Here is a 25,599-nt window from a genome sequence, read left to right as displayed (position 1 = left end):
GTCAGCGGCGCACCTGGATCAGGGCGTGCGTGCCGCTGGTGCGCCAGCGCTGATCCTCGGCGGCGGTCAGGGCGGCCTCCGTCCCGGCGTCCAGGCCGGTGATCACCTCGGACTTCAAGGTGCGCACGGCGGCGACCGGGCCGGGGAAGTAGGCAGTGACGTCGGCGAAGGAGGTGGTCGGCGGCCACTTGCGGTCGCCCACCAGGCGCCGGTAGTTGAGGTCGCCCTTGAGCACGGTCACCGTGGCCGGGGCGAACTCGCCGCGGAAGTCGTCGGGCATCCGCTCGTACGGCAGGGGCGCGCAGGAGAACGGGTGGGCGCGGACCGCGAGCCGTCCGTCGGTCAGCGCCGCCCACAGCGCGTCGCCGTACGCCCGCGCCTCGCCCTGTGCCGACCGAAGCCGGCGCAGGGCGTCGAGTACGTCGGCCGGGGTGGCGTCGGAGACGAAGTACGGATACGACTTGACGTGCAGGACGGCCCGCTGGACGCGCCCCCGGGTCAGGAGGTGGGCGATCAGTAGCAGGTCGGGGATGAGTTCGCGGCCCGCGTTGTCGGCGACCAGGCAGAGCAACTCAGCCGTCCCGGTGGGCCGGAGCAGGGACCACAGGGCCGCGCTGTCGTCGGCGACCAGGGGCGGGGTCCCGCCCGGCGTCGTACCGTCGGCGGCGGACAGCCGGAACCCGAGGTCCGCGCGGTTGCCCCACAGGGAGCCGTGCAGCAGGGCCCGGTCCTGCTCGGGCTCGGACAAGTCGGCCAGGTCGTCCAGCGCGGCCAGTTCCTCGTCCGTCTCCTCGGAGTCCAGCTCGGCCAGCTTGGCGGGCCGGAAGGGGTCGACGCCCTGCCAGGTGCCGGGGGTGAAGTAGCCGACGGCGGCGAGGAGTCGGCGGTAGAAGTAACTCTCCGCCCACAGCCACGGTACGTCGGTCCAGGGGCGGCCCGCGTAGGCGGCGGCGCCCCACTCCCGCCACCGGTCCCGGTCGTGGGCGTCGGCGGGGAGGGGTTCGATCACGCCCTTGGTGCAGTCGTCGAGGAGCGCGTCGAGCGCGGCCCGCCGCTCGGGGCCGTACGGGAAGGCCTCGCTCACCTGGCGGATGATCGCGGGATGCCGCTCGGTGAGGACGCTGTACGGGAAGGAGCCGGGTTCGTCGCCGAGGATCACGGGCGGGGTGTCTTGCATGCGGCCGACCGTATCGCGCGACGGGCCGGTTTCAGCCGCCTCTGGTCTCCCGCTCAAGTTGGGTGGCGAGGGTGAGGTAGCGGGGGCGGCGGGGCACCGGGACCATGCCGCGGATCAGGAGGTGCCACATCTCGGCGACCCGGCGGGGCTGGCGGGCTACCGGTTCGATGGAGCGGCCGACGACCCGGGTGCCGACGAAGAAGCAGACGAGGGAGTGGGCCGCGGCGTCCACGTCGACGTCCGGATGGACGTCCGACTCCTTGACCGCGCCCAGGAGTTTGCGGGAGGCGATGTCCAGCCACTCCGTGAAGGGGTGCCGCAGGGGCGCCTTCACGGCCACTCCCCCGGTGGCCAGCCGGAGCCCGGCCCGGGGTATCGGGCCCTCGACCGACAGCCGGGTGACGCCGAAGGTGGTGCGCATCAGCGCTTCCAGGGAGGAGTAGCCGCGGGCGTCCATCTCCCCGGCGATCTTCCGGGAGGCCTGGGACTGCAACTCCATGATCGCGTGCGCCAGGTCCTCCTTCGCCGCGAAGTGGAAGTACAGGGCGCCCTTGGTGACTTGGGCGTGCTGGACGATGTCGCTCAGACTGGTCGATTCGTAGCCGCGACGATCGAACAGGTCAGCGGCAGCGGTGATGATCGTCGCGCGGGTCTGTTCAGCGCGTAACTGCCTCGGCATCGCCTGGACACTCCTGGGGAAAAGAACGGGTCATGCCGTTTGTTTTTTACTCCCCGGACACGATAACTCACCGCGCGGCCGTACCCACACGGCATTCGAAGACTGCCGAGTCCCCTTGGACGCCGAGGACTTGGATCCGACCGTCGGGACCGGGATCCGCCTCGATCCATGTGGGTCGGTCCAGTTCGGCGTAACGGTCGAAGGTCGCGTGGAACGACACCGGGACACACCGTCCGCCGAACACCGCCCGGGCGGCCTGGCCGGCCGCCTCCAGGAGCAGCATGCCGGGGACATGGTCGAGCGGATGGTCAAAGAAAACGGGATGCGCGGTATCTACTCGCAACTGCCAGCGCCCTGGACGCTCCGGCCGGGCCAGCACGACATCGGCGGGGACCGTGCGGTCCACCACCGCGGGCGGCAGTCCGGGCCGCGGGGCGAGCGCGGTGACGGTGGCGGGCGTACGGCCGCCGCGCAGCCTGCGGTAGACGGACTCGCTGGTCCAGGATGCGGCGAAGTACGCGCTCGCGACCTGCGTGTCCTCTATGGTCACGGCCGCGGTGAGGTTGAACGCGGCCACGCGTCCCGCGCGGTGGCGGACGTCGAAGATCTCGACGTCGATGGCCGGTTCGGCGGGCAGGGAGCCCACGGCGAGGTGCTCGGGACGGGTGCTGACGCGCAACTCCTGGAGCACGAACCGGTGGCCGAGGGGAACGTCGTACTCGGTGTGGGCGAGGAGTGTTCCGGCCTGGCGGACGGTTTCGGTGACGAGCAGCGGCTCGTATGCGGTACGGTCGCTCGACACGTGCAACTGGTGGGCTCGCGGCCACTGCGCGACTACCCTGAACCGGTCGGTTCCGATCCGGTGCCAGCCGGTGAGGAGGGTCTCGGCGACAGCCGCGCGGTGCACCAACTGGCGGGGCACGGTGGCCGTGAGGGCCTCGGACACTTTCGGGAAATCGGCGAGTTGCGGCAATTCAGGCATGCTCTCTCCCTGGCTCCCCCGACATGGTGACAGACGGCGAGGTGCCCGTGCCGTGAGCGCTAGAGTACGAGCCGACCGGTTTGTTTTCAATGAGACCAGGGTGACCAGGATCGGCTCGCGTCCGGGCCGTCGTACTGTGGGCCATCCGGTCAACTCGGCGCATCGAAGGGGCGCTTATGGCGAAGCAGGAGCGCGCCATCAGGACGCGCAGAGCGATCCTGGAAGCCGCGGGCGCGGTGTTCGACGAGCACGGCTACGCCTCGACGACGATCTCCATGGTGCTGGAGCGGGCCGAAGTCACCAAGGGCGCCCTGTACTTCCACTTCCCGTCCAAGGAGTCCCTCGCCCAGGCCGTACTGGACGAGCAGGTCCCGTTCGGCGCGGTGCCGCCGCATCCGTGCAAGCTCCAGGAGATCGTGGACATGAGCTTCGTCTACGGTCGGCGGCTGATGAGCAACCCGCTGTTGCAGGGCAGTGTGCGACTGACCGTGGACCAGGCCACGCCGCCCGGTGTCGATCACTCCGGACCGTTCCGGCAGTGGGCGGACCATGTGGTCGAGTTGCTGGAAGAGGCCGAGAAGCAGGGTGAGTTGCTGCCCACGGTCGTGCCGAGGGAGACGGTGGAGCTGCTGGTCGGGTCCTTCGCCGGTATTCAGCTGATGTCCCGGGCGCTCACCGGGCGGGAGGATCTCGGGCACCGGCTCTCGGTGCTGTGGGCGCATGTCCTGCCGAGCATCGCGGTGCCGGGGCTGCTGGGCCGGCTCGACACCGCGCCGGACCGGGGCGCTCGGATCCTCGCCATGCTCGAAGAGGACGAGGAGCTGATGCAGAGGGCCGAGCCGTGATCCTGCTCACCGGAGCGACCGGCACCGTCGGCGGACTGGTCGCGCGCCGTCTGCGCGGTGCCACTCCCCTTCGGCTGCTGACCCGCCGCCCGGACCGTGCCGCGGACCTTGCGGGACCCCAAGTCGAGGTCGTGGGCGGTGACTTCGACGATGCGTCGAGCCTACGGCGAGCACTGACCGGTGTGACCTCCGCCCTGCTGGTCACCGCGAATCCGCTGACCCAGGCCCATGACGAGCATTTCCTGGCAGCCGCGCTCGAGTCCGGCGTACGGCATGTCGTGAAGCTGTCCGCGCTCGCGGTCACCGACCCCGACGCCACCGACCTGATCACGACCTGGCAGCGCGACAACGAGCGGCTCCTCGGTGACTCGGGCCTGTCGTGGACCCTGCTGCGTCCGCGCGCGTTCATGTCCAACACGCTCGGCTGGGCCATCTCGATCCGCGCGGAGGGTGTCGTACGGGCGGCGTGCGGGAGCGCGGTGAACGCCACCATCGATCCCCGGGACATCGCCGACGTGGCCGCGCTGACGCTGCTGGAGCCCGACGCGCACGCCGGACGGGCGTACCCGCTCACCGGTCCGGAGGCCATCAGCGCCGTGGAGCAGACGAAGATCCTCGGCGATCTGCTGGAACGGCCGCTGCTGTTCGAGGAGTTGACCGAAGAGGAGGCGCGGCGGCGGCTGCTCGTACGCTATCCGGCGCCGATCGCCGAGGCGCTCGCACAGAGCGCGGCCCGGGGGCGGGCCGGGGCGAAGTCGGAGGTGGACTCCACCGTCGCCGAGCTGCTGGGGCGGTCCGCCGGGAGCTATCGGCGGTGGGCGCTCGATCATCTGGCCGCGTTCCACGGCGAGGGGACATGACGACGGGCCGGCCGATGCCCCATCCGCACCGGCCGACCCGTCCGCTCTGGTGAAGGCTCGCTCAGAAGGTCAGCTTCCAGCTGTTGAGCGTGCCCGTGTCCTGCGCCGCCGTGTCCTGCACCCGCAGCTTCCAAGTGCCGTTCGCGACCTCGCTGGAGGCGTTCACCGTGTAGGTGGCGACGACATTGTCCGCGGAGTCCGAGGAGCTGGCGGACTTCAGACGGTAGCTCGTGCCATCCGGCGCCACGAGGTCGATGACCAGGTCACCGCGGTAGGTGTGGGTGATGTCCACGCCGACCTGAAGCGCCGAGGGCGCGTTACCGGTACGGCCGGAGACGGCGATCGGGGACTCCACGGTGCTGCTGTCCGGGATCGCGACGGCCGAGGTGCTGGTGAAGGTGGTGCCCCCCGTGGAGCCGCCGCTCACCGCCTGCACCGTCTTGGCCGCGTCCGCGAGCCCCGCGCCGCAGCCGCCGGAGCAAGTACCGGCCAGGGCACGCGAGTTGGTCTTGATCGCGGACTCGATCTGGGCCGGGGTCAGCGCGGAGTTCGCCGACTTCATCAGCGCGGCGAGGCCCGCGATGTGCGGGGCGGCCATGCTGGTGCCCTGGTAGTACTCGTAGGACTCGGCGCCCGGGCCCTGCGCGCCGGCGTTCAGCGTGGACAGGATGCCGTTCGCGGTGACGGAGTTGGTCTCGCCGCCCGGGGCGGCGATGTCGACGACCGTGCCGTAGTTGGAGTAGTAGGAGCGGTTGCCCTGACGGTCGGCGGCGGCGACGCTGATGACGTTGCTGCAGCTGGCCGGCGAGTAGTTGGCCGCGTTCGCGTTGCTGTTGCCCGCCGCGACGACGACCGTGGTGCCGCGGTTGACGGCGGCGTTGATCGCGTTCTGGGTCGCGGTGGTGCAGGCGCCGCTGCCGCCGAGGCTCATGTTGATGACCTTGGCGACATTGGTGTTGGCCGGGACACCGGAGACCGTGCCACCGGACGCCCAGGTGATGGCGTCGATGATGTCGGAGTCGTAGCCGCCGCACTTGCCGAGCACACGCAGCGGGGAGACCTTGGCGCCGTAGGCGATGCCGGCAACGCCCTTGCTGTTGTTGGTCACCGCGGCGATGGTGCCGGCGACGTGGGTGCCGTGCCAGGAGGAGTCGTAGGCCGGGTCACCGGACGCGCATTGGTTCGCGGCGGTCCAGTCGCCCGGGTCGGCCGGGTTGCTGTCCCGGCCGCCGCCGTCGCCCGCGACGGTGGCGTCGGAGATGAAGTCGTAGCCGCCGACGATGTTCGCCGCGAGGTCGGAGTGGGTCACATAGCCGGTGTCGATCACGGCGACGGTCACCCCGGTGCCGGTGGCGACGTCCCAGGCACCCGGCACGTTCATGCCCGCGGTGGCCTCGAACAGGTCCCACTGCTTGCTGTACTCGGTGTCGTTCGGCGTGGCCAGCGGCTTGTTCAGCCGGTCCGGTACGACATAGGCGACCTGCGGGTCGGCCTGGTACTCGGCGACGACATCGGCGACATCCGCCTTGGTGAGGTCCTCGCCGAGGTCGACGAGGGCGGCACCGGTGCCGAGCCGGCGCTGGAAGTCCAGCTTCTCGCCGGCCTCCTTGCCCTTGGCGGCGGCATCCGCGTCGGCGGCCTTGTTCGACTTCGCCTCGGCGGCACCGGACTTGTAGCCGACGATGAGCCGTTCGGCCGGGGCGCCGGGTGCGGCCTCGGTGCGGGCGGCGGGGGCTTCCTGGGGAGCCGCGGACTCCTGGGCGACGGCGACCGAGGCGGTAGCGGCCGTGAACAGCGCGGCGGAGACGGCGGCGACGGATATCAGCTTCCGTCTTACGGAGGGAGAGGTACGCAAGGGCTTTTGCCTTTCGTGGCCGTACTCCGGGCAGCGCGGAGCGGCGGTCGATGCGCTTCGTCCTCGAAGCGATGGGGGGTGAACCGAAAACCGAAAAGCGTGCGCGGTGGCCGGCCAGGCGCGGTGGGGGGCCGACCCGTCCGGGGTTACCTATGGGGCGGCTGTGCTGGAACGATAGGCAAACAAAAGGTCATAGGGATACAGGGGAAACCCTCGATCCGGCCGGAAACGAACCCTCGCCGTCGGCCGGTTGACCGCCTGTGTCCCCTTTTGCAAGGGCTCGCTCCCCGCTGAACGCGCCGGGCCCCCGGCCCGTACTGGACGGAAGCAGTCCGTCCCGCACCGGCCGAGGAGACCCTTCACATGACCCGGACCCGCGCTCGGCGCGCGATCGTGGCAGCGGCGGCCCCTGTGCTGCTCGCGCTGTGGTCCGCGACCCCGGCCGCCGCGCACGGCGCGCCCACGGATCCGGTCAGCCGGGTGATGGCCTGCTCCCCCGAGGGCGGCAGCGCCACGCGGTCGGCGGCCTGCCGGGCTGCGGTCGCCGCGAACGGCACACCGTTCACGGCCTGGGACAACCTGCGCATCGCGAACGTGAACGGCCGAGACCGGCGAATCGTCCCCGACGGAGAGCTGTGCAGCGGCGGACTGCCCGAGTACCGGGGCCTCGACCTCGCCCGCACCGACTGGCCGTCGACCCGGCTGAACCCGGGCGCCACCCTGACCATGCGATACGTCTCGACGATCCCGCACACCGGCACGTTCCGCCTCTACCTCACCGAGCCCGGCTACGACCCGACCCGGCCGCTCACCTGGTCCGATCTGCCGGAGCGGCCGTTCGCCGAGGTACGGGACCCGGCGCTGACGGACGGCGCGTACCGGATCCGGGCGACCCTGCCGGCGGACCGGACGGGGCGGCATGTGCTGTACACGGTGTGGCAGAACAGCAGTACGCCGGATACCTACTACTCGTGCTCGGACGTGGAGTTCCCGGCGAAGGAGAACTCCCCGACTCCGGTCGAGCGGCGCCGTACGACGCCTTCACCGGCGGATGCGACACCGGTGGCCTCCACAGCGGACTCGGGCCCGTCGGCCCCGATGTTCGCGGGCGGCGCCGCCGCGGTGCTGGTGCTCACCGGGGGCGCCGCCCTGGCCGTACGACTTCGACGCAGGTGAACTCGGCCTGTACGGCGGTCAGTTGACGTAGACGAGTGCGCCGCCGTCGGTCACCGGGGCGTACTTGGCAGCTGTGCCAGAGCGTCGACCTCGGGGGCACCAATCTGCTGATCACGGCGGGCAGCGGCGCGGAGAAGGTCACCGCGAGCGATCTGACCACGGACTCCACCGAGTTGTCCGGCGACGCCGCCTTCTCCAACATCGAGATCGGCAACGACGCCGGCACCCTCACCAAGGGCGGCGTACAGGGCCCGAAGGGCGTGTTCAGCCAGCAGGCGGACACCGTACGCATCGCCAATCTGCGGCAGACCAACTACGCCACGACCGCAGGCGTGTTCAAACTGCCGGGCCTCAAGCTCCGCTTCAGCGACTCGGGTTGCTGATGTCGAGGGAGAGCTTTCGTCGCTGGCGGGGCGAACGGCCGTTCTGGGGCGGACTGCTGCTCGCCCTGGGCGGCGCGGAGATCCTGTTCACGGAGAAGGCGTCACTGAAAGTCGTCCTGCACATCGGGATGCAGGGCCTGGCCGGCTATCTCCTGCCGACGCTGATGAGCGGCTTCTTCCTCGGTCTGCTCCTGGGCGCCGTGGGGAGTTGCCTCGCCTTCGGCTGGCTCCCCGACCAGGAACCGCGCCGGAGCCGTCGGCAGCGGCGGCGGGCGAGGGAGCAGGAGGTGGGGGAGCCCGCCTGAACCGGGCTCCCCCACCGGGGGCACCGCAGCAGATCGGAAATCGGCCAAGGCCGTCCATCTCATTGACGCGCACGCGCCACACCCCTAACTTCTGATCGCCCTGTCGAACTCTGTTCGATATCTCGACTGGCGTCGCCCCGCATCGGCCGTCCCCCTGGAGTCCAGATGACCGACCACCCGCACCCGCACCCGTCCCGCAGAACGCTCCTCCGCCTCGCGGCGACCGCCCCGCTCGCCGCGACCGGCGCGCTGACGCTCGGCAGCGGAACCGCGCACGCCGCCGACTCGGCGTACGTCATGGCCTACTTCACCGAGTCCACCACCATGCTGGAGGCCAACTACGGCCTGCACCTCGCCGTCAGCACCGACGGCCTGCGCTGGACCCCGCTCAACCAGAACGCCCCCGTGGTCACCCCGACCCAGGGGGCCGGCGGACTGCGCGACCCGTTCGTGCTGCGCAAGCAGGACGGCACCTTCGTGGTCCTGGCGACGGATCTGAGCGGCACCGACTGGAGCCGCACCAGCGTCCACATCCATGTCTGGGACTCGGTGGACCTGCGGACCTTCACCGGCTACCGGCTGCTGAAGCTGCACGACATGACCAACACCCACAGCTGGGCGCCGGAGGCCTACTGGGACGCCGGGCGCGGGCAGTACGGCATTCTCTACTCGTCGGTGAACAGCAGCGGCCACAACGTGATCATGGTGAGCTACACGACCGACTTCCGGACGACGACCAGCCCCCAGGTCTTCTTCGACCCCGGCTACGACATCATCGACGGCAACCTCACCATCGGTGTGAACGGCGTCAACTACCTCTACTACAAGAGGAACCAGACCCTCGTCGGAGCACGGTCGACCTCGCTGACCCCGGGCAGCTTCACCCCGTTCAGCACCCCGGTCTCGCACGGCGGCACCGAGGCGCCGACGGTGGTGAAGTCACTGACGTCCAACACCTGGTACCTGTGGGGCGACACCTACACACCGAACGGCGTCTTCTACGCCTGGCAGACGACCGACCTCGCGTCCGGCACCTGGACGCCGGTCGACCAGAAGCTGTACACGCAGCCCCTCAACTCCAAGCACTGCGGCATCCACCCGATCACCTCGACCGAGTACACCAACCTGCTCGCGAAGTGGGGCGCGCCCTCCTGGAACCGGCTCAAGTCGTACAACTTCCCGGCCCGTTACGTCCGGCACAGCGGTTTCGTGGGCCGGATCGACGAGTACCCCTTCGACCCGTTCCCCGACTCCCAGTGGAAGCTGGTGCCGGGCCTCGCGGACTCCTCCGGGGTGTCCTTCCAGTCGGTCAACTACCCGACCCGCTATCTGCGGCACTACAACTACGCGCTCCAACTGGACGTGAACGACGGCACGTCCACGTTCGCCGGGGACGCGACCTTCTACCGTACGGCGGGGCTCGCCGACGCGTCCTGGTCGTCGTTCCGGTCGTACAACAACCCGACGCGCTACATACGGCATTACAGCTATGCCCTGCGCATCGACCCGATCTCGACGGCGACCGAGCGGCAGGACGCGACGTTCCAGGTGGGCTACTAGGAGCCCCGCGGCGGGGTCGTGGGTGTCACGGCCCCGCCGGAAGAGGCGTCAGCCCAGACCCGCCGACTCCAGCCAGGCCTTGGCGACATCGAGCGGGTCCTTGTTCTCCAGCTGGACCTGGGAGTCCAGGTCGAGCAGGGTCTTGGTGTCGAGCTTGGCGGAGACCGCGTTGAGGGCGTCGACGCCCTCCTGCGGCAGGCCCGACTTGTAGACCAGCGGGGTCACGTTGGCGAAGCCGAAGAGGTTCTCCGGGTCCTGGAGAACGACGAACTTCTCCTTGGTGATCGTCGGGTCCGTGGTGAAGATGTCCGCGGCCTGCACGGTGTTCTTCGTCAGCGCCGCCTGGGTCAGCGGGCCGCCGGCGTCGAGCGCCTTGAAGGACTTGAACTCCAGGCCGTAGACGTCCTTGAGGCCCACCAGGCCCTGCTGCCGGGTCTGGAACTCCGGGGAACCGCCGATGACCAGTTCGGGGGCGATGTCCTTGAGGTCCGCGAGGGTGGACTCGCCGGTGAGGCTGTACTTCTTGGCGGTCGCCGCGTTGATGCTGACGGAGTCCTTGTCCTCGGCGGGCGAGGACTCCAGCAGGGTCAGCTTCTTGTCCAGCTTGGTCTTCACCGTCGCGTTCACCTCGTCGGCGGACTTCTGCGCCGCCTTCGGGTCCAGGTACGCCAAAAGTGAGCCGTTGTACTCCGGCAGCACGGTGATGGAGCCGTTCTTCAGCAGGCCGTAAGTGGTCTCGCGACTGCCGATATTGGGCTTGTAGGTGACCTTGATGCCCTTGGCCTTCAGGGCCTCGCCGTAGATGTCGGCGAGCAGGATGGACTCGGCGAAGTTGTTGGAGCCGACGACGACGGTGTCGCCGCTCGCCTTGTCCTCCGCCAGGGGGTTGTCGTTCTCGTCGTCGGAGGAGCCACATCCCGCGAGCAGGGCCGCGGTGGCGGCGAGCGCGACGATGGACCTGCTGCGTGAGGCGGTAGAAGTCACGATTCCCGATCCGGACTCAGATGTTGGGGGACGGCAGTTCTTCAGTACGTGAACCGATCCAATCCAGCCGCTTCTTGATCAGTCAAGGGAATCCGGGTAACCGATTGGCCTCGATGAGTAGTCAGTTGTGATCGCATGTGAAGACGAACGACTCAAGAGGCGATAGTCTCCCCCGCAGTTGACGCCGGGCGCTGAGGAGGAAAGGTGTCCACGAAAGAGGTGGACGCGTCCACCGCGACACAAGGCTTCCCGCTCGGCATACGGCGACTCACCGACCGCTGGCCCTTCCGGCGCAAGCTCAACCTCCTGGTCGGCGTGCCGCTCGCCGTCGTGGCCGCCCTGCTCGCCTACCTCACCACCGTTCAGGCCCGTCAGTCCTTCTCCGCCTCCGACGCGGCCCGGCTGGTCCGGGACAGCGCCGAGGTCGCCACCCTCGTGGACCGGGTGGAGGCCGAACACCAGCAGGCGATCCTGCTCTCCGTACGGCACGAGGCCGCCGCCGACGGCGACGCCCCGCCCGCCACGGACGCGTACGACAAGGCGCAGGCCGCGGTGGACGCCCAGGTCATCAAGGTCCGCGAGACCTTCGGTGACCGGCTCCCGGACACCGAGGCGCGGGCCCTCAGGGAGATCGGCGCCCTGGGCGGCCTCCGTGACACCATCGAGCAGGGCCATCTGCCCGCCGACAACATCGACCCGGCGTACGCGAACGCGGCCAAGGGCGTCATCGACGGCCTCGGCCTGGACCGCAACGCCTCCCTCGCGGCCACCTTCACCGGCAACCTCCTCGACTCGCTGCTGCGCGCCGACGCCGCCCACAGCGCCTTCGAGACCGGGGTGTTCTCCGCGACGACCGGTGACTCCAACGCGCTCATCGAGTTCATCGGCGCGGTCGGCTCCTACGAGGTGTACACCTACCAGGCCGACCGCTTCGCCCGGTTCGCCGACGCCGAGCAGGCCGAGGAGCTCAGCGGCATCGAGCACAGCTCCCCGCAGGCCACCATCCGCCGCCAGTACGCCGAGCTGCAGATCGACCCCGGCTCGCTCCAGGCCGACTCCCCCGCCGAGATCCGGCAGGCGTTCCAGGCCTCGCTCGACTCCTACCCCGCCTACCGCGAGCAGGCAGAGATCCGGCTCGGGGTCACCGCCTCCCTCATCGACCAGATCGCCGACCGCGCCGACGAGGCCTCCGGCGACGCCGCCTGGCGCGCGGGACTGCTGCTCACGCTCGCCCTGTTCGGCTTCGCCCTCTGGCTCGCCCTCTCGGTCGCGGTCCGCCGCTCGGTGGTGCGCCCGGTGCAGGCCCTCACCGGCGCCGCCCGGGAGGTCGCCGAGGTCGCGGACCGGGAGCTGGCCCGGGTCGCCGACGACGACGCCGAGGACGACGGCCCGCCCCGGCTGCGCGAGGTGCCGGTCACCGCACGCGACGAGATCGGCGACCTCGCCGACGCGTTCAACCGCGTGCAGACCACCGCGGCCGCGCTCCTGGAGCGCCAGGTGCTCAGCCGCCGCAACGTCGCCGAGATGTTCGGCAACGTCGGCCGCCGGGTCAGCAACCTCACCACCCGCCAGCTCGCCCAGATCGACGCGGTGGAGCGCGGCGAGACCGACCCGGAGTTGCTGGAACGGCTGTACAGCATCGACCACATCGCGGTCCGGCTGCGCCGTAACGCCGACAGCCTGATGCTGCTCGCCGGCATCCGCGAGTCGGGCCTCGGCTCCGGTCCGCTCGCGCTCACCAATGTCGTCCGTGCCGCGCTCGGCCAGATCGAGGGCTTCCAGCGGGTACGGCTGACCGCGCGCTCCGAGGCCGCGGTGGAGCCGGACGTCATCGGCGACCTCACGCTGATGGTGGCCGAACTGCTGGAGAACGCCGTGTCGTTCTCGCCCGCCGGCAGCCCCGTCGAGGTGACGGTGGCGACCGCCGAGGACGACACGGCGTCGATCGTGATCGCCGACCACGGTCTCGGTATGAGCGCCGAGCGCCTCGCCGAGGAGAACGCCCGGCTGATCCGCCGCGAGCGACTCGACCTGGTGCCGACGAAGGTGCTGGGCCTGTTCGTGGTCGGCACGCTGGCGCGCCGCTGGGAGATCGGCGTGACGCTGACCCGGACGCCGGGCGGCGGTGTCACGGCGGAGGTGAGCCTGCCGACGACGCTGCTGCTCCCGGAGCCCGCGGAGCCGGTGCCGGCCCCGGCCGAGGTGCCCGCGGCCACGGCATCCGGACCGCTCCCCTCGGCCGCCACGGAGGACGACTCCGCCCCCCTCCCGCGCAGGGTCCCCCGGCGCGAGGGCGCCGCCCCGGACGTACCTCCCGCCGATCACGCGAGGGCCGACCAGCCGGACGCGTCCACCAGGGCCCACGCCGACGGGCCCCGCCCGCTGCGCCGCCGCGTCCGCGGTGCCACCCTGCGCACCTCCGAGGACACCGGCGCCCACCAGATCCTGCGCCAGGCCTCCCGCCCCGCCGACGCGGACGCCGTACGGTCCGCGCTGGAGGAGTTCGAGGCGGCCGTGGAACGGGCGCACCGCGACAGCGACACCACCGACGAGACACCCATCCCCGCCAAGCAGGACTCGAACCACCTCCCGGAAGGAGCGGAGCAGTGAGTACGTCCACAGGAGGCACCACGCCGGCCGAACTCCAGGCCGCCGCAGCCGACTTCACCTGGCTGCTGAATCGCTTCGCCACGGAGACCGCGGGCGTCGTCGACGCCATCGCCGTCTCCTCCGACGGGCTGCTGATCGCGGTCTCGGAACTGCGGGAGCACGCCGACTCCGAGCGGCTCGCCGCGATCGTCTCCGGCATCACCAGCCTCGCCGCCGGAGCCTCCGGCAACTACGGCCTCGGCGGCCTCAACAAGGTCATCATCGATCTGGAGGGCGGCCATGTGCTGGTCTCCGCGATCGGCAGCGGCGCCCTGCTCGGCGTGGTCACCGACAAGGAGGCCAAGCTCGGCAACATCGCCTACGAGATGACGCTGTTCGCCAACCGCGCCGGTGCCGCGCTCAGCCCACAGCTGGTGCTGGAGCTGAAGAACAGCGTCGGCGCCGCGTCGGCTCGCTGAGGACGACCTGATGGCGGACGGCACCCAACCCCCGGGCGACGACCCGGTCGGCCCCGCCCCCGCCGTACGGCCGTTCCTGGTCACCGCCGGCCGGGTGGCGCCCAGCGCCTCCGGCCGGACGATGCCCGTCGAGACCCAGGTGGTGGCCACCGCCTCGGGGCTCGACGCGCTGTCCCTGCTCTCCTTCGAGCAGCACGACATCGTGGCCGCGTGCCGGCAGCCGCAGTCCATCGCGGAGATCGCGGCGCGGCTGCGGCTGCATCTGAACGTGGTCCGCGTCCTCGCCGAGGACCTGCGGGCCGAGGGGCGGCTGACGGTGCATGTGCCGAACTCCGATGCCGTCCACGATTCATCCGTACTGCGAAGAGTGATCGATGGCCTGCGCGCCATCCCCGACTCCCGGGGGGTACTCCGTGACACCGACTGAACCGGCCGCCGCCGTACGACCGCCGCTGCCGGTCAAGATGGTGATCGCGGGGGGATTCGGGGTGGGCAAGACGACGGCGGTCGGGTCCATCTCCGAGATCGAGCCGCTGACGACGGAGGCCGCGATCACCGAGGTCGCGGCCGGAGTTGACGACCTCACCCACACTCCGCGCAAGACCACCACCACCGTTGCCATGGACTTCGGGTGCATCACCATCGACCCGACGTTGAAGCTCTATCTGTTCGGTACGCCCGGGCAGGAGCGGTTCGGGTTCATGTGGGACGACATCGTGGAGGGGGCGGTGGGTGGTCTTGTCATTGTGGATACGCGGCGGCTCGATGACTGTTATGCGGCCGTCGACTACTTCGAGCACCGGGAGATCCCGTTCGCGGTGGCTGTGAACGCGTTTGACGGGAAGGTGGAGCACGAGCTGGACGACGTGCGCTGGGCGCTCGACGTGAGCGCAGGGGTACCAGTCGTCGTGTTCGACGCGCGGGAGCGCGGCTCGGTACGGGACGCCCTGTTGGTCGTCCTGGAACAGGCCCTCGCCCGCACCGAAGCCTGACTAGCCGGCACTCCCCCGCCGCACTCCTTGAGACACCGTGAGTCGGCCTACCCCCCAGAACAACCCCAGCGTCGCCAGCGCCATCGCCGCCACCAGCGTCGCCCCGCCCACCACCTTCTCGTAGTCCCGCTGGTACAAGCCGTCCACGATGTAGCGGCCCAGGCCGCCGAAGCTGACGTACGCCGCGATCGTCGCCGTTGAGACGATCTGGATCGCCGCTGAGCGCAGGCCGCTGAGGATCAGGGGGAGGGCCACGGGGAGTTCGACGCGGAAGAGGACCTCCGTCTCGGCCATGCCCATGCCCCGCGCGGCGTCCACCGGGGCGGGGTCCACGGAGCGCATGGCCTCGTAGGTGGTGACCAGGATCGGGGGGATCGCCAGAACCACCAGCGGGATCATGACCGGTGCCATACCGAGGCCCAGCAGGACGAACATCAGGACCATCAGGCCGAAGCTGGGCAGGGCCCGGCCCGCCGTGGCGATGAGGGCCAGGGTGTTGCCGCCGCGGCCCGTGTGGCCGGTGAGCAGGCCGATCGGCAGGCCTATGGCGGCGGCTGTGCCGAGCGCCATCAGGGTGTAGCCGATGTGTTCGGCCACCCGGGTCGGTATGCCGTCGTAGCCCTGCCAGTGGGCGTTGTCGCTGAAGAAGGCGTCGATGTAGTTGAGGATGTTCACCGGGTGGCCTCCTTCGCGGTGAGCCGACGCGCGCTGGTGCTGCGGGGCATCCAGGGGGTCAGCAGCACGCGTACGACGATCAGCGCCGCGTCGACCAGGATCGCCAGGACCGCCGTGCCCACGACCGAAAGCCATATCAGGCGGGGCTGGTTGTAGATCATGCCGCTGTTGAGGAGGTTGCCAAGGGCGCCCTGGTTGCCGATCAGCATGCCCACGCTGACCAAGGAGATGCTCGACACCGAGGCGATCCGGAGCCCTGCGATGATCGCGGGCGCGGCGATGGGCAACTGGACCTGGAAATAGCGGCGTACGGGGCCGAAGCCCATGGCCGTGGCGGCGGCCAGCGTCTCCTGCGGGACCGATCGGACGCCGTCGACGATCGCCGGGACCAGCACCACCAGGCTGTAGACGGCCAGCGGGATCATCACGGTGAGTTCGGACAGGCCCGTGTAGTCGATGAGGATCACGAAGAAGGCCAGCGACGGGATGGCGTACAGCACCGTCGTCACCCACAGCACCGGCGGGTACAACCAGCGCAGCCGGACGCAGAGTTGGGCGATCGGCAGGGACGCCAGCAGTCCGGCCAGCACCGGGAGCAGGGCCTCGCGCAGATGGAGGGCGACCAGGCCGAGGTAGCTGTTCTGGAGGTCGCTCGGCATGTCGAAGAGCTCGCTCATCGCGCGGCCTTCTGCGTCGTCGCGCTCTTGGCGTGGGCGCCCCGGATCGCCTCGCCGATGGTCTGCTGCGAGACCACTCCGGCCGCGCGGCCCTCACCGTCCACGGCGACGGCCCAGCCGGTCGGTGAGAGTACGGCGCAGTCGAGTGCGGCCCGCAGGGAGTCCGTAGCGACCACGAACGGGCGTCCGTAGGGCAGCAGTCGAGCCGTGTCGATCTCTGTGTCCCGCTCGGCCCAGCCAAGGGGCTTGCCGTCCAGATCCGTTACGAGGAGATAGGGGGCGTCGGTCAAGTCCCGGGCGGCGATCTGCTCGTCGGTCGTGTCGCTCGCGACGATCGGGGCCGTCAGCAACTCCAGCCCCGCGGAGGGGAAGAAGGACAGCCGCCGGATGCCCCGGTCCGTGCCGAGGAAGTCCTCGACGAAGGAGTCGGCGGGGTCGGTCAGCAGTTCGGCGGGCGGCGCGAACTGGGCGAGCCGGCCGCCGGTGCGCATCACGGCGACCATCGTGCCGAGCTTGACGGCCTCGTCGATGTCGTGCGTGACGAAGACGATGGTCTTGCCCAGCTCCTCCTGGATGCGCAGGAGTTCGTCCTGGAGCCCCTTGCGGACGACCGGGTCGACGGCGGAGAACGGCTCGTCCATGAGCAGCACCGGAGGATCGGCGGCGAGCGCCCGGGCCACGCCGACGCGCTGCTGCTGTCCGCCGGAGAGCTGGTACGGGTAGCGCTTGGCGAGGGCGCCGTCGAGACCGACCCGCTCCATCAGCTCGCGCGCGCGGGCCCGGGACTTCTCCTTGCCCCAGCCGAGCAGGCGGGGCACGGTGGCGATGTTGTCCAGGATCGTGCGGTGCTGGAAGAGACCGGCGTTCTGGATGACGTAACCCATGGACCGGCGCAGGGTGTTGACGGGCTGCTGCTGGATGTCCTTGCCGTCGAGGAGGATGGTGCCCTCGCTGGGCTCGACCATCCGGTTGATCATGCGCAGGGTGGTCGTCTTCCCGCAGCCCGAGGGTCCGACGAGGACGGTGATCGAGCGGTCGGGTATCTCCAGCGACAGCCGGTCGACCGCCACCGTGCCGTCGGGGTACCGCTTGGTGACTGAATCTATCCGTATCAAAACGCCGAATACCCTTCGGGTCTGGCAGAAGTCGCCCGCTTCCGGCCGGGGTTGAGCAGGCCGTTGCGGGGAGAGTCTAGACCGCAGGTGAGCGTGGCGAGCCAGACGAGGGTGCGCCGGCTCTCGGGCCCCGCCAGGACCAGGACGCCCTCGGACTCGTGGCCGCGGTTCACCATGGTGGGTGCTGTCGGAACGACCCGTTTTCCGGTGGGGTCCCGGATGTCGGCCGAAGTCGTCCGCGTCCCTCAAGGTGGAGTCATGAGCGAGCAGCAGCGGTTCGACGTGTGGCAGGCATCGGCCGCCTACGAGCGGTACATGGGCCGGTGGAGCCGGAAGGTCGCCGAGCGGTTCACCGCCCTGGCCGGCCACCGGGACGGGCTGCGCTGGCTGGACGTGGGATGCGGGACCGGGGCGCTGTCGGCGGTGCTGTCCGCCCGGTGCCGGCCCGCGCTGGTGCTGGGCTGCGACCGGTCCGCGGAGCTGGTGGCCGGCGCGCGGGAGGCGGCGTACGGGCCGGTGCGGTTCGTGGTGGCGGACGCGAGGGCACTGCCGGTGCGGGACGGTTCGTGCGACGCCGCCGTCAGCGGGCTCACGCTGAACTTCCTTCCCGAGCCCGCCGAGGGCGTCGCCGAGATGGTCCGGGCGGTCCGGCCCGGTGGCCAGGTCGCCGCGTACGTCTGGGACTACGCGGAGGGCATGGAACTGCTGCGCCGGTTCTGGGACACGGCCACGGCGCTGGATCCGGCGGCGGCCGAGCTGGACGAGGGGCGCCGGTTCCCGATGTGCGGACCGGACCCCCTGCACGCGCTGTGGCGGGATGCCGGTCTGGAGGACGTGTGGGTCACCCCGATCGTCATCCGGACCGGCTTCACCGACCTCGCCGACCTGTGGTCCCCCTTCCTCGCGGGCCAGGGCCCCGCCCCGGGCTACGTCGCCGCCCTGCCGCCCGACGACCGGGACCGGCTGCGGGACGCGCTCGCCGAGACGCTCCCCCGGGATCCGGACGGTTCCATCGAACTGTCGGCCCGGGCCTGGTCGGTGAGCGGGATCAAGCCGTGACGGCGACCGCCACCGGCAGCCCCCGCGTCCGTACCACCCGGCGCCCCGCGTCCACCGCGAACACCTCGCAGCCCGGCCGGGAGGACGCCCACGCGATGCCCTCCGCTCCCATCGCGAACGCAGCCGTGGCCGTGCTGTCGGCCTCCGTCAGCGAGTCCGCGACGATCGTGATGCTGAGCAGCCCGGTCGCCGGGCGCCCGGTCCGGCCGTCGAGGATGTGTGCGCCCCGCTCGTAGAGCGCGGAGGTCGCGACCGCCCCGTCGGTGATCTCCAGCACCATGCAGAGCTTGTCGGCCTGCTCGGGATGGCGTACCCCCACCCGCCAGGGCCCGCCCGCGGCGACCACGTCACCCCCGGCGTTGAGACAGAACCGCTCCACCCCGGCCGCCTTCAACAGCTCCGCCGCCCGCTGCACCGACCAGCCCTTGACCACCGCGCAGGGGTCGAGGCCCCGTCCGGGCAGCCGTACGTCGAAGGCGCCGCCGGTGGCGGCCCGGTACTGCTCGCACAGGTCGAGGACCCCGGCGAGGTCGGCGCTGACCTCGTCGAGGCCGATCTCGCCCCGGTCGAGCCGGGACACCTCGCTGTCGGGCCTGAACGGGCTGAACCGCTCGTCGACCGCGCGCAGCCAGGCGAAGACGGCGTCCACGGCCGCGCCGGGGACGTGCTCGTCGTCCACCCGCAGCGAGACCGGGAACCCCATCACATGCTCGACGCGCCGCACCTCAGGCACCCTTCGCGTCGAGGGCGGCCTGGAGGGACTCCTTGTAGCCGTCGCTGGTGATCGTCGCCCCGGACACCGTGTCGATGTCCGCGCTCTGCGCCGCGAGCGTCTCCTCGATCAGCTTCGGGACCGCGGCCGTCGTCTGCGGATGGTCCGGCTGCTGGAGCATCCGCACGGAGGCGATCTTGTCGCCCTCGAAGGTCACCTCCACCTGCACGGCGCCCTTCTCGGTGTTCACCGTGGACCCGGCGACGACCTCGGAGGAAGGTGACGGGGACGCCGAAGCAGCGGTCCCTTGCTCGTCGAGGGCGGCCTGGAGGGACTCCTTGTAGCCCTCACTCGTGATCGTCGCCCCGGACACCGTGTCGATGTCCGCGCTCTGCGCCTCGAGCGTCTCCTCGATCAGCTTGGGGACCGCCGCCGTCGTCTGCGGATGGTCCGGCTGCTGGAGCATCCGCACGGAGGCGATCTTGTCCCCGTCGAAGGTCACTTCGACCTGGACGGGGCCCTTCTCGGTGTTCACCACCGAGCCCTCGATCACCAGGGCGGAGCTGCCCGACGAGGAGGTCGCGGACGGGGCCGGTGCGACAGCCTCCGTCGTGGATGTCGTGTCCGTCGACGGCTCGTAGCGCCACAGCGGGACCAGACCGACGGCGGTCAGGACCAGGACGGGTATGGCTCGCTTCACGGTGTCCCTCTCATCCCGCCAGGCTGAAACGCTCGAAGTGGATCTGCGGCTTGGGCACGCCCAGCTCGCGCAGGCTGCCCAGGACCGCGTTCATCATCGGGGGCGGCCCGCACAGGAAGACGTCCCGGTCGGCGATGTCCGGGACCATCCGGGTCAGCTCGGCCGGCGCCAGCTTGTCGGGGCTGACAGGACCGGTCACCAGATGCAGCTCGGCGCCCTTGGCGAGGGCCAGCTCGCGCAGCTCCTCGTAGAGGACCGCGTCCCGGTCGGTGGCGACGCGGTAGACGACGACCGCGTGCCCGTGCAGCTCCTCCAGCAGCGCCCGGATGGGGGTGACGCCGACGCCGCCGGCGATGAGGACGGCCTCGGGGCGGGTGCGGTGCAGGGCGGTGAAGGCGCCGTAGGGGCCCTCGGCGAAGACGCGGGTGCCGGGCTCGATGTGGCGCAGGCCCGCGCTGCCGTCGCCGGCCGCCTTGACGGTGAGCCGGAGCGTGCGGCCGTCGGGAGCCGCCGACAGGGAGAACGGGTTCGCCTGCCACCAGCGGTCCTTCGTCAGGAACCGCCACAGGAAGAACTGCCCGGCGCGGGCGGGCAGCCGGTCCAGGTCGCGGCCGGTGATGTAGACGGAGACCACGTTGTCGGACTCGGGGACGACCGCCGAGACGCGCAGCTGGTGGCGCCAGTTCCGCCACAGCGGCAGGACCAGCCGGCCCACGAGCACCGAGCCGAGGGCGACGGTCCACAGGCCGTACCAGTAGGCCGTGGCGGCCGACGACGACGTGAAGGTCGTACCGACCGCGACCTGGTGGGTGAAGGCCAGCACCACGGCGAGATAGGTGTACAGGTGGATGAAGTGCCAGGTCTCGTACGCCAGCCGGCGGCGGGCGTAGCGTCCGGAGACCGCGCCGACCACGAGGATGATCACCAGGGCGGCGACGGCGCGCAGCACGCCCTCGACGGTCTCGGCGAGGTCGACCAGCTGGCTGACCGGGTCGAGGCCGGAGGAGTCGGCGTAGCCGAAGGTGATGAAGACGGCGTGCGCGAGCAGCGTCCACAGGATGCCGAAGCCGGTCCAGCGGTGCCAGGAGGTCAGCCGGTCCATGCCGATCCGGCGGTCCAGCCAGGGCAGCCGGGCCACCAGCAGCAGCTGGAACGCCATCAGCAGGGCGCCGTAGAGTCCGGCGAGGCGGCCGAGGACGAGCAGGGCGTTGGAGGCGCCGAAGCCCGCGTCGAGGAAGAAGTAGGTCACCACGGCCGCGTTCGCGGCCAGCACGGCGTACAGGCCGGTGCGGGCCACCACCCTGGGGCGTATCGCCGTGGGGGGCGCAGGGGGCGATTGGACGGTCGTCACGGGTGGCAGCTCCTCGCTGGGGTCCGGGGCCGGGGTACCGAGCTTGTCCGGTCGAAGCTGTCGATCACCTGTCGTACATCTTTCAAGTGGTTATCGATGTGACAGCGACGGCCGTCCCCCTGTGGTGACGAGCGCCGGGTGAAGCACTATGAGCGGGTGGAAAAAGTACGACTCCTCGTCGTGGACGACGACCCGCCGATCGCCGACCTCGTCGCGACGGTCGCCCGGTACGAGGGCTGGGAAGCGGTCACCGCGAACTCCGGTGAGGAGGCGCTGCGCCGCGCCGCCGAGTTCCGTCCGGACATCGTCGTGCTTGACCTGATGTTGCCAGACCTGGACGGTTTCGGCGTGCTGGACCGGCTGCGCCGCTCCGGGACGATGGTGCCCGTGGTGTTCCTCACCGCCCGCGACGGCGTCGCCGACCGGGTGGCGGGGCTGACCCGGGGCGGCGACGACTACCTGGTCAAGCCGTTCGCGGTGGAGGAGCTGATGGCCCGGCTGCGGACCGTGCTGCGGCGCAGCGCCGGGCCCGGCTTCCAGCGCTCGGTGCTGCGGGTCGGCGATCTGACGATGGACGAGGACACCCGCGAGGTGCGCCGCGGCGAGAAGCTGCTCACGCTCACCCCGACCGAGTACGAGGTGCTGCGCTATCTGATGCGCAAGTCGCCGACCGTGCAGACCAAGGCGCAGATCCTGGACCATGTGTGGGAGTACGGCTTCGGCGGCCGCTCCAACGTCGTCGAGCTGGTCGTCAGCCGGCTGCGCCGCAAGCTCGACGACACAGGACCGGCGATGATCCACACCGTGCGGGGCTTCGGGTACGTCGTCCGGCAGGCCGCGGAGTGATCGGGCGGCTGCGGCGGGCGTACGGCGGAACACGTCTCGGCACCCGGCTGGCGCTGGGGCTGGGGGCGCTGGCGCTGGTCGTGTTCGGCGTCGTCGGCACCGCGCTGACGACGTACATGCGCGACTATCTCTCGGCCCAGCTGGACACCCAGCTCGCGCAGGGCCAGGTCGCCCAGTCCAAGAGCATCGAGGAACACGGCACGCTCTCGGGCAAGAAGTACTACAGCTGGTTCTACGCCGTGTACGACGTGACGGACGGCACGCCTGTGCTGCGCAAACCCGAGGACCCCGGCGACCTGCCGGAGGACGTCGACGACTTCACCGCCGTGGCCGAAGCGCAGACCGCGTCGTCCACGGAGGTCCTGCGCACCGAGCACCTCAAGGGCGCGGGCGAGTACCGGCTGCGCGCCTGCGAGGTGGAGCCCGGGGTGGTGCTGGTCAGTGCCGCGCCGATGGAGGACATCGACGACACCGTGGGGCAGCTGATCACCGTCCAGGCCGTCACCTTCGGTCTCGCGCTGCTGGCGCTGGTGGTGGCCGGGCGGGCGCTGCTGCGGCGCGGTCTGAAGCCGCTGAGCGACATGGCGCGCACCGCCCATGGCATCACCTCGCACGATCTGACGGACTCGGCCCGGCTGCCGGTGCGGCACGACGGGCGCAGCGGCGGCCCCGAGGTCGAGGAGCTGCGCACCGCGTTCAACACGATGCTGGAGCACATCGACGAGTCCCTCGCGGTGCGCACGGAGGCCGAGCAGCGGCTGCGCCGCTTCGTCGCGGACGCCTCGCACGAGCTGCGGACGCCGCTGATGTCGGTACGCGGCTACGCGGACCTCTTCCAGTACGCGGCCGCCAACGCCCCCGAGGAACGCGACAGGCATCTGGCCCGGCTGCGCGCCGAGGCGGCCCGGATGGGCTTCCTCCTGGACGACCTGCTGCTGCTCGCCCGGCTCGACGCGGCGGAGGTGGAGACCCCGCTGCGCCCCCGGGAGACCGATCTGGTGGAGCTGGTGCAGGAGGCCGCGGACGCCTTCCGGGCGAGCCACGCGGACCATCCGCTGACGGTGGCGCCGGGCCCCTCGGCGCTGCCCGCCCATGTGGACCCGCAGCGGATCCGTCAGGTCCTGGACAACCTCCTCACCAACGCGGCGATGCACACCCCGCCCGGTACGAAGGTCTCGGTGGCGCTGTCGGTCTCGGGCGGACTGGCCCGGATCCGGGTCGCCGACGCGGGTCCCGGCATCCCGCCCGCCGACCGTGAACGCGTCTTCGACCGCTTCTACCGGGTCGACAAGGCCCGCAGCCGTGACCGCGGCGGCAGCGGTCTGGGACTGGCCGTGGCCGGCTCGCTGATCCAGGCGCACGGCGGCACGATCGAGCTGACCAGCGAGCCCGGCCGGACGGTGTTCACGGTCTCGCTGAGTCTTACGAAGCCATGACGTGACGGGAGCGGCCCGCCGGTCCGGGCGGCTCCCGGCCCTAGCGTGAGCGCATGCGCGTACTGGTCACCGGCGGTGCCGGATTCATCGGGTCCCACATCGTGACGGCCCTGGAAGAGCGCGGGCACGAGCCCGTCGTCTACGACATCCACGACGACCCGGCCTGCGATGTACGGGATGCCGCCGCCGTCGGTCGCGCCCTCGCCGGCGTGGACGCGGTCTGCCACCAGGCCGCGATGGTCGGCCTCGGCACCGGCTTCGCCGACGCGCCGGAGTACGTCTCCCGCAACGACCTCGGCACCGCCGTCCTGCTCACCGCCATGGCGGACGCGGGCGTACGGCGGCTGGTGCTCGCCGGGTCGATGGTGGTCTACGGCGAAGGCCGCTACACCTGTGCCCGGCACGGTGTCGTCCGTCCGGGACCGCGTGCCGTGGCCGATCTGGACGCCGGGCGCTTCGAGCCGCGCTGCCCGGAGTGCGGGGCCGAGCTGTCGCCCGGCCTTGTCGCGGAGGACGCGCCGGTGGACCCGCGGAATGTCTACGCCACCACCAAGCTCGCCCAGGAGCATCTGGCGGCGGCCTGGGCACGGGTGACGGACGGTGAGGCGGTGTCGCTGCGCTATCACAACGTGTACGGACCGGGCATGCCAAGGAACACCCCGTACGCGGGAGTCGCCTCCTTCTTCCGCTCCGCGCTCGCCCGCGGCGAGGCCCCGCGGGTCTTCGAGGACGGCTGCCAGCGACGGGACTTCGTGCACGTACGGGATGTGGCGGCGGCCAATCTGGCGGCGCTGGAGGCGGGTTCGCCCACCGGGGCGCTCGTCGCCTACAACACCGGCAGCGGTGATCCGCACACCGTCGGGGAGATGGCGCACGCCCTGGCGGCCGCGTACGGCGGACCCGAGCCGGTGGTGACCGGGGAGTACCGGCTGGGGGACGTACGGCACATCACCGCCGACTCCTCGCGGCTGCGGGCCGAGTCGGGGTGGAAGGCGGAGGTCGGGTTCGAGGACGGGATGCGGGAGTTCGCGAGGGCCGAGTGAGGTCTCAGACCTCGGCGGTCGGCAGCGTCACCTCGAAGCGGCAGCCGCCGGGGATGTTCCGTACGGTGGCCCGGCCCTGGTGGGCCTCGACGATGCCGCGGACGATCGCGAGGCCGAGGCCCGCTCCCGCCGGAGGTGTGCGGGCGTCGGTGCCGCGCCAGCCGGTGTCGAAGACGCGCGGCAGGTCCTCCTCGGGAATGCCTCCGCAGCCGTCGGTCACGGACAGCAGCACGCCGTCGGGAATGCGCTCGGCGGCGATCGCGACCGTGCCGTCGGACGGGGTGCGCCGGATCGCGTTGACCAGGAGGTTGCCGAGGACGCGGCTCATCTCCTTGCCGTCCACCTGCACCGGCACCGGTTCGACCCGGTCGCCGACGAGCCGTACCCCGTGCTCGCGGGCGAGGGGGTCCGCGCCCGCGAGGGCGTCGCCGACCAGGTCGTACAGGGAGACCCTGGTGGGAGTCAGGGCGAGGGCGCCGGCGTGGATACGGGAGAGTTCGAAGAGGTCGCCGACCATGGTGTTGAGGCGTTCGACCTCGGTGCGGATCTGCTTGAGATAGCGGTCGGGGTCGGCGGCGACGCCGTCCTCCAGTGCCTCGGACATCGCGCGCAGTCCGGCCAGCGGGGTGCGCAGGTCGTGGGAGATCCAGGCGACGAGTTCCCGGCGGGAGGACTCCAGGGCGCGTTCCCGCTCGCGGGACTCGGCGAGGCGGGCGCTGGTGGTCTCCAACTCGCGGCTCAGGGCGGCGAGTTCGGCGGTGGCGGGGCCGTCGGGCGAGGTGAAGGCGCCGCCGTCGCCGAAGGAACGGGCGGCGAGGGCGAGGGCGCGGCTGCGGGCGACGACCCAGCGGCCCAGCAGCACGGCGGTGGCCAGGGAGACCACGGCGGCCATGGCGACGACCAGGGTGACCACCTTCAGGTCGTGCTCGGACAGGAACATCGCCTGCGCGACCGCGAGGGTGCCCGCGAGCATCGCGGTGACGGCGACGGCGGTGACCACCGTGAGGTGCACGGCGAGCGAGCGGCGCCGGATCAGCCGTAGGACGCCCGCGCCGAGCACCCCGGCGGCCGCCGCGCCGAGGAAGGCGAAGAGGGCGATGAGAAGCGTGTCCCGCACGG

At 71.0% G+C, this 25,599-nt stretch carries 25 protein-coding genes and 1 pseudogene; 14 read left to right on the top strand and 12 right to left on the bottom strand.

Annotated features, from left to right (window positions below; all coding sequences use genetic code 11):
- Position 1: 1 nt before the first annotated feature.
- The 3 genes from H4N64_RS10595 to H4N64_RS10585 form a co-directional block, all read right to left on the bottom strand.
- Entirely contained in the window at positions 2 to 1,177 is a 1,176-nt protein-coding gene (locus tag H4N64_RS10595) for a damage-control phosphatase ARMT1 family protein (protein WP_186281958.1), read from the bottom strand.
- A gap of 31 nt (positions 1,178 to 1,208) precedes the next feature.
- Complete coding sequence (locus H4N64_RS10590) at positions 1,209 to 1,856, bottom strand: ScbR family autoregulator-binding transcription factor (protein WP_186281957.1); 648 nt, start codon at positions 1,854 to 1,856, stop codon at positions 1,209 to 1,211.
- Positions 1,857 to 1,923: 67 nt separating this feature from the next.
- On the bottom strand, positions 1,924 to 2,838 hold the full coding sequence (locus H4N64_RS10585; protein ID WP_186281956.1) for a ScbA/BarX family gamma-butyrolactone biosynthesis protein: 915 nt from the start codon (positions 2,836 to 2,838) through the stop codon (positions 1,924 to 1,926).
- 176 nt (positions 2,839 to 3,014) lie between these two features.
- On the opposite strand from H4N64_RS10585, the gene H4N64_RS10580 reads away from it, so the two are divergent.
- Entirely contained in the window at positions 3,015 to 3,683 is a 669-nt protein-coding gene (locus H4N64_RS10580) for a ScbR family autoregulator-binding transcription factor (RefSeq protein ID WP_186281955.1), read from the top strand.
- Complete coding sequence (locus H4N64_RS10575; RefSeq protein WP_186281954.1) at positions 3,680 to 4,543, top strand: NAD(P)H-binding protein; 864 nt, start codon at positions 3,680 to 3,682, stop codon at positions 4,541 to 4,543. The genes H4N64_RS10580 and H4N64_RS10575 overlap by 4 nt, the downstream gene beginning before the upstream one ends.
- A 61-nt stretch (positions 4,544 to 4,604) precedes the next feature.
- On the opposite strand, the gene H4N64_RS10570 is transcribed toward H4N64_RS10575, so the two are convergent.
- Positions 4,605 to 6,398: a S8 family peptidase gene (locus H4N64_RS10570; protein ID WP_186281953.1), complete on the bottom strand. Its 1,794-nt coding sequence runs from the start codon at positions 6,396 to 6,398 to the stop codon at positions 4,605 to 4,607.
- A gap of 363 nt (positions 6,399 to 6,761) precedes the next feature.
- Between H4N64_RS10570 and H4N64_RS10565 the strand changes: the two genes are divergently transcribed.
- The 4 genes and pseudogenes from H4N64_RS10565 to H4N64_RS10550 all read left to right on the top strand — a co-directional run bounded on the left by H4N64_RS10565 (position 6,762) and on the right by H4N64_RS10550 (position 9,822).
- Positions 6,762 to 7,574 (top strand): lytic polysaccharide monooxygenase auxiliary activity family 9 protein, encoded by an 813-nt coding sequence (locus H4N64_RS10565; protein ID WP_186281952.1) that lies wholly within the window; start codon positions 6,762 to 6,764, stop codon positions 7,572 to 7,574.
- A gap of 68 nt (positions 7,575 to 7,642) precedes the next feature.
- Positions 7,643 to 7,957, top strand: a pseudogene (locus H4N64_RS10560) (DUF6230 family protein); the annotation flags it as partial.
- A complete protein-coding gene (locus H4N64_RS10555) occupies positions 7,957 to 8,262 on the top strand; it encodes a DUF6114 domain-containing protein (RefSeq protein WP_186281951.1) in 306 nt (101 codons plus the stop codon). The pseudogene H4N64_RS10560 and the gene H4N64_RS10555, both read left to right, overlap by 1 nt.
- Positions 8,263 to 8,427: 165 nt before the next feature.
- Positions 8,428 to 9,822 (top strand): glycoside hydrolase family 43 protein, encoded by a 1,395-nt coding sequence (locus tag H4N64_RS10550; protein WP_186281950.1) that lies wholly within the window; start codon positions 8,428 to 8,430, stop codon positions 9,820 to 9,822.
- 48 nt (positions 9,823 to 9,870) lie between these two features.
- Here the strand turns inward: H4N64_RS10550 and H4N64_RS10545 are convergent, their stop codons facing one another.
- A complete protein-coding gene (locus tag H4N64_RS10545) occupies positions 9,871 to 10,806 on the bottom strand; it encodes a glycine betaine ABC transporter substrate-binding protein (RefSeq protein WP_186281949.1) in 936 nt (311 codons plus the stop codon).
- A 204-nt stretch (positions 10,807 to 11,010) separates the two neighbouring features.
- Between H4N64_RS10545 and H4N64_RS10540 the strand changes: the two genes are divergently transcribed.
- From H4N64_RS10540 to H4N64_RS10525, 4 genes are read left to right on the top strand one after another with little or no spacing between them, the layout of a single operon-like run.
- Positions 11,011 to 13,416, top strand: coding sequence for an ATP-binding protein (locus H4N64_RS10540; protein ID WP_186281948.1), 2,406 nt, complete (start codon positions 11,011 to 11,013; stop codon positions 13,414 to 13,416).
- The gene (locus H4N64_RS10535) at positions 13,413 to 13,874 is read left to right on the top strand and encodes a roadblock/LC7 domain-containing protein (protein ID WP_186281947.1); all 462 of its coding nucleotides are present in this window, start codon (positions 13,413 to 13,415) and stop codon (positions 13,872 to 13,874) included. The genes H4N64_RS10540 and H4N64_RS10535 overlap by 4 nt, the downstream gene beginning before the upstream one ends.
- 10 nt (positions 13,875 to 13,884) lie before the next feature.
- Positions 13,885 to 14,301 carry a DUF742 domain-containing protein gene (locus H4N64_RS10530; protein WP_186281946.1) on the top strand — a complete coding sequence of 139 codons (417 nt, stop codon included), beginning with the start codon at positions 13,885 to 13,887 and terminating at the stop codon, positions 14,299 to 14,301.
- A complete protein-coding gene (locus H4N64_RS10525; RefSeq protein WP_418896256.1) occupies positions 14,288 to 14,866 on the top strand; it encodes a GTP-binding protein in 579 nt (192 codons plus the stop codon). Before H4N64_RS10530 ends, H4N64_RS10525 begins: the two co-directional genes overlap by 14 nt.
- Here H4N64_RS10525 and H4N64_RS10520 read toward each other — a convergent pair whose 3' ends face one another.
- From H4N64_RS10520 to H4N64_RS10510, 3 genes are read right to left on the bottom strand one after another with little or no spacing between them, the layout of a single operon-like run.
- Complete coding sequence (locus tag H4N64_RS10520) at positions 14,867 to 15,541, bottom strand: ABC transporter permease subunit (RefSeq protein ID WP_186281944.1); 675 nt, start codon at positions 15,539 to 15,541, stop codon at positions 14,867 to 14,869. It abuts the gene before it with no gap.
- Positions 15,538 to 16,218, bottom strand: a complete 681-nt coding sequence (locus tag H4N64_RS10515; protein WP_186281943.1) for an ABC transporter permease — start codon at positions 16,216 to 16,218, stop codon at positions 15,538 to 15,540. Before H4N64_RS10515 ends, H4N64_RS10520 begins: the two co-directional genes overlap by 4 nt.
- Positions 16,215 to 17,333 carry an ABC transporter ATP-binding protein gene (locus tag H4N64_RS10510; protein WP_186281942.1) on the bottom strand — a complete coding sequence of 373 codons (1,119 nt, stop codon included), beginning with the start codon at positions 17,331 to 17,333 and terminating at the stop codon, positions 16,215 to 16,217. Before H4N64_RS10510 ends, H4N64_RS10515 begins: the two co-directional genes overlap by 4 nt.
- Positions 17,334 to 17,591: 258 nt before the next feature.
- Between H4N64_RS10510 and H4N64_RS10505 the strand changes: the two genes are divergently transcribed.
- The gene (locus tag H4N64_RS10505; RefSeq protein WP_186281941.1) at positions 17,592 to 18,392 is read left to right on the top strand and encodes a class I SAM-dependent methyltransferase; all 801 of its coding nucleotides are present in this window, start codon (positions 17,592 to 17,594) and stop codon (positions 18,390 to 18,392) included.
- On the opposite strand, the gene H4N64_RS10500 is transcribed toward H4N64_RS10505, so the two are convergent.
- Genes H4N64_RS10500 through H4N64_RS10490 form a run of 3 tightly spaced genes read right to left on the bottom strand, consistent with a single transcriptional unit; the run spans position 18,382 to position 21,155 of the window.
- A complete protein-coding gene (locus H4N64_RS10500; protein WP_186281940.1) occupies positions 18,382 to 19,116 on the bottom strand; it encodes an FAD:protein FMN transferase in 735 nt (244 codons plus the stop codon). The two genes, H4N64_RS10505 and H4N64_RS10500, sit on opposite strands and share 11 nt — an antisense overlap.
- Position 19,117: 1 nt before the next feature.
- Positions 19,118 to 19,804 (bottom strand): FMN-binding protein, encoded by a 687-nt coding sequence (locus H4N64_RS10495; RefSeq protein ID WP_186281939.1) that lies wholly within the window; start codon positions 19,802 to 19,804, stop codon positions 19,118 to 19,120.
- Positions 19,805 to 19,814: 10 nt separating this feature from the next.
- Entirely contained in the window at positions 19,815 to 21,155 is a 1,341-nt protein-coding gene (locus H4N64_RS10490; protein WP_186281938.1) for a ferric reductase-like transmembrane domain-containing protein, read from the bottom strand.
- A gap of 156 nt (positions 21,156 to 21,311) precedes the next feature.
- Between H4N64_RS10490 and H4N64_RS10485 the strand changes: the two genes are divergently transcribed.
- The 3 genes from H4N64_RS10485 to H4N64_RS10475 are packed head-to-tail and all read left to right on the top strand — an operon-like array spanning position 21,312 to position 24,480.
- Positions 21,312 to 22,001, top strand: a complete 690-nt coding sequence (locus tag H4N64_RS10485; protein ID WP_186281937.1) for a response regulator — start codon at positions 21,312 to 21,314, stop codon at positions 21,999 to 22,001.
- Positions 21,998 to 23,437, top strand: coding sequence for an ATP-binding protein (locus H4N64_RS10480; protein WP_186281936.1), 1,440 nt, complete (start codon positions 21,998 to 22,000; stop codon positions 23,435 to 23,437). The genes H4N64_RS10485 and H4N64_RS10480 overlap by 4 nt, the downstream gene beginning before the upstream one ends.
- Positions 23,438 to 23,490: 53 nt before the next feature.
- Entirely contained in the window at positions 23,491 to 24,480 is a 990-nt protein-coding gene (locus H4N64_RS10475; protein WP_186281935.1) for an NAD-dependent epimerase/dehydratase family protein, read from the top strand.
- A gap of 4 nt (positions 24,481 to 24,484) precedes the next feature.
- Here the strand turns inward: H4N64_RS10475 and H4N64_RS10470 are convergent, their stop codons facing one another.
- The gene (locus H4N64_RS10470; protein ID WP_186281934.1) at positions 24,485 to 25,597 is read right to left on the bottom strand and encodes an ATP-binding protein; all 1,113 of its coding nucleotides are present in this window, start codon (positions 25,595 to 25,597) and stop codon (positions 24,485 to 24,487) included.
- Positions 25,598 to 25,599: the final 2 nt, after the last annotated feature.

The organism is Streptomyces cupreus (genome assembly GCF_014257025.1).
Taxonomy (GTDB): Bacteria; Actinomycetota; Actinomycetes; order Streptomycetales; family Streptomycetaceae; genus Streptomyces; species Streptomyces cupreus.
This window is presented reverse-complemented; position numbering and strand designations above follow the sequence as displayed.

What these genes read in the sequence shown, in the direction of transcription:
- H4N64_RS10475 (WP_186281935.1), top strand. Translation starts at nt 23,491, where the DNA reads ATGCGCGTACTGGTCACCGGCGGTGCCGGATTCATCGGGTCCCACATC.
- H4N64_RS10585 (WP_186281956.1), bottom strand. Translation starts at nt 2,838, where the DNA reads ATGCCTGAATTGCCGCAACTCGCCGATTTCCCGAAAGTGTCCGAGGCC.
- H4N64_RS10595 (WP_186281958.1), bottom strand. Translation starts at nt 1,177, where the DNA reads ATGCAAGACACCCCGCCCGTGATCCTCGGCGACGAACCCGGCTCCTTC.
- H4N64_RS10590 (WP_186281957.1), bottom strand. Translation starts at nt 1,856, where the DNA reads ATGCCGAGGCAGTTACGCGCTGAACAGACCCGCGCGACGATCATCACC.
- H4N64_RS10550 (WP_186281950.1), top strand. Translation starts at nt 8,428, where the DNA reads ATGACCGACCACCCGCACCCGCACCCGTCCCGCAGAACGCTCCTCCGC.
- H4N64_RS10565 (WP_186281952.1), top strand. Translation starts at nt 6,762, where the DNA reads ATGACCCGGACCCGCGCTCGGCGCGCGATCGTGGCAGCGGCGGCCCCT.
- H4N64_RS10515 (WP_186281943.1), bottom strand. Translation starts at nt 16,218, where the DNA reads ATGAGCGAGCTCTTCGACATGCCGAGCGACCTCCAGAACAGCTACCTC.
- H4N64_RS10505 (WP_186281941.1), top strand. Translation starts at nt 17,592, where the DNA reads ATGAGCGAGCAGCAGCGGTTCGACGTGTGGCAGGCATCGGCCGCCTAC.
- H4N64_RS10555 (WP_186281951.1), top strand. Translation starts at nt 7,957, where the DNA reads ATGTCGAGGGAGAGCTTTCGTCGCTGGCGGGGCGAACGGCCGTTCTGG.
- H4N64_RS10580 (WP_186281955.1), top strand. Translation starts at nt 3,015, where the DNA reads ATGGCGAAGCAGGAGCGCGCCATCAGGACGCGCAGAGCGATCCTGGAA.
- H4N64_RS10530 (WP_186281946.1), top strand. Translation starts at nt 13,885, where the DNA reads ATGGCGGACGGCACCCAACCCCCGGGCGACGACCCGGTCGGCCCCGCC.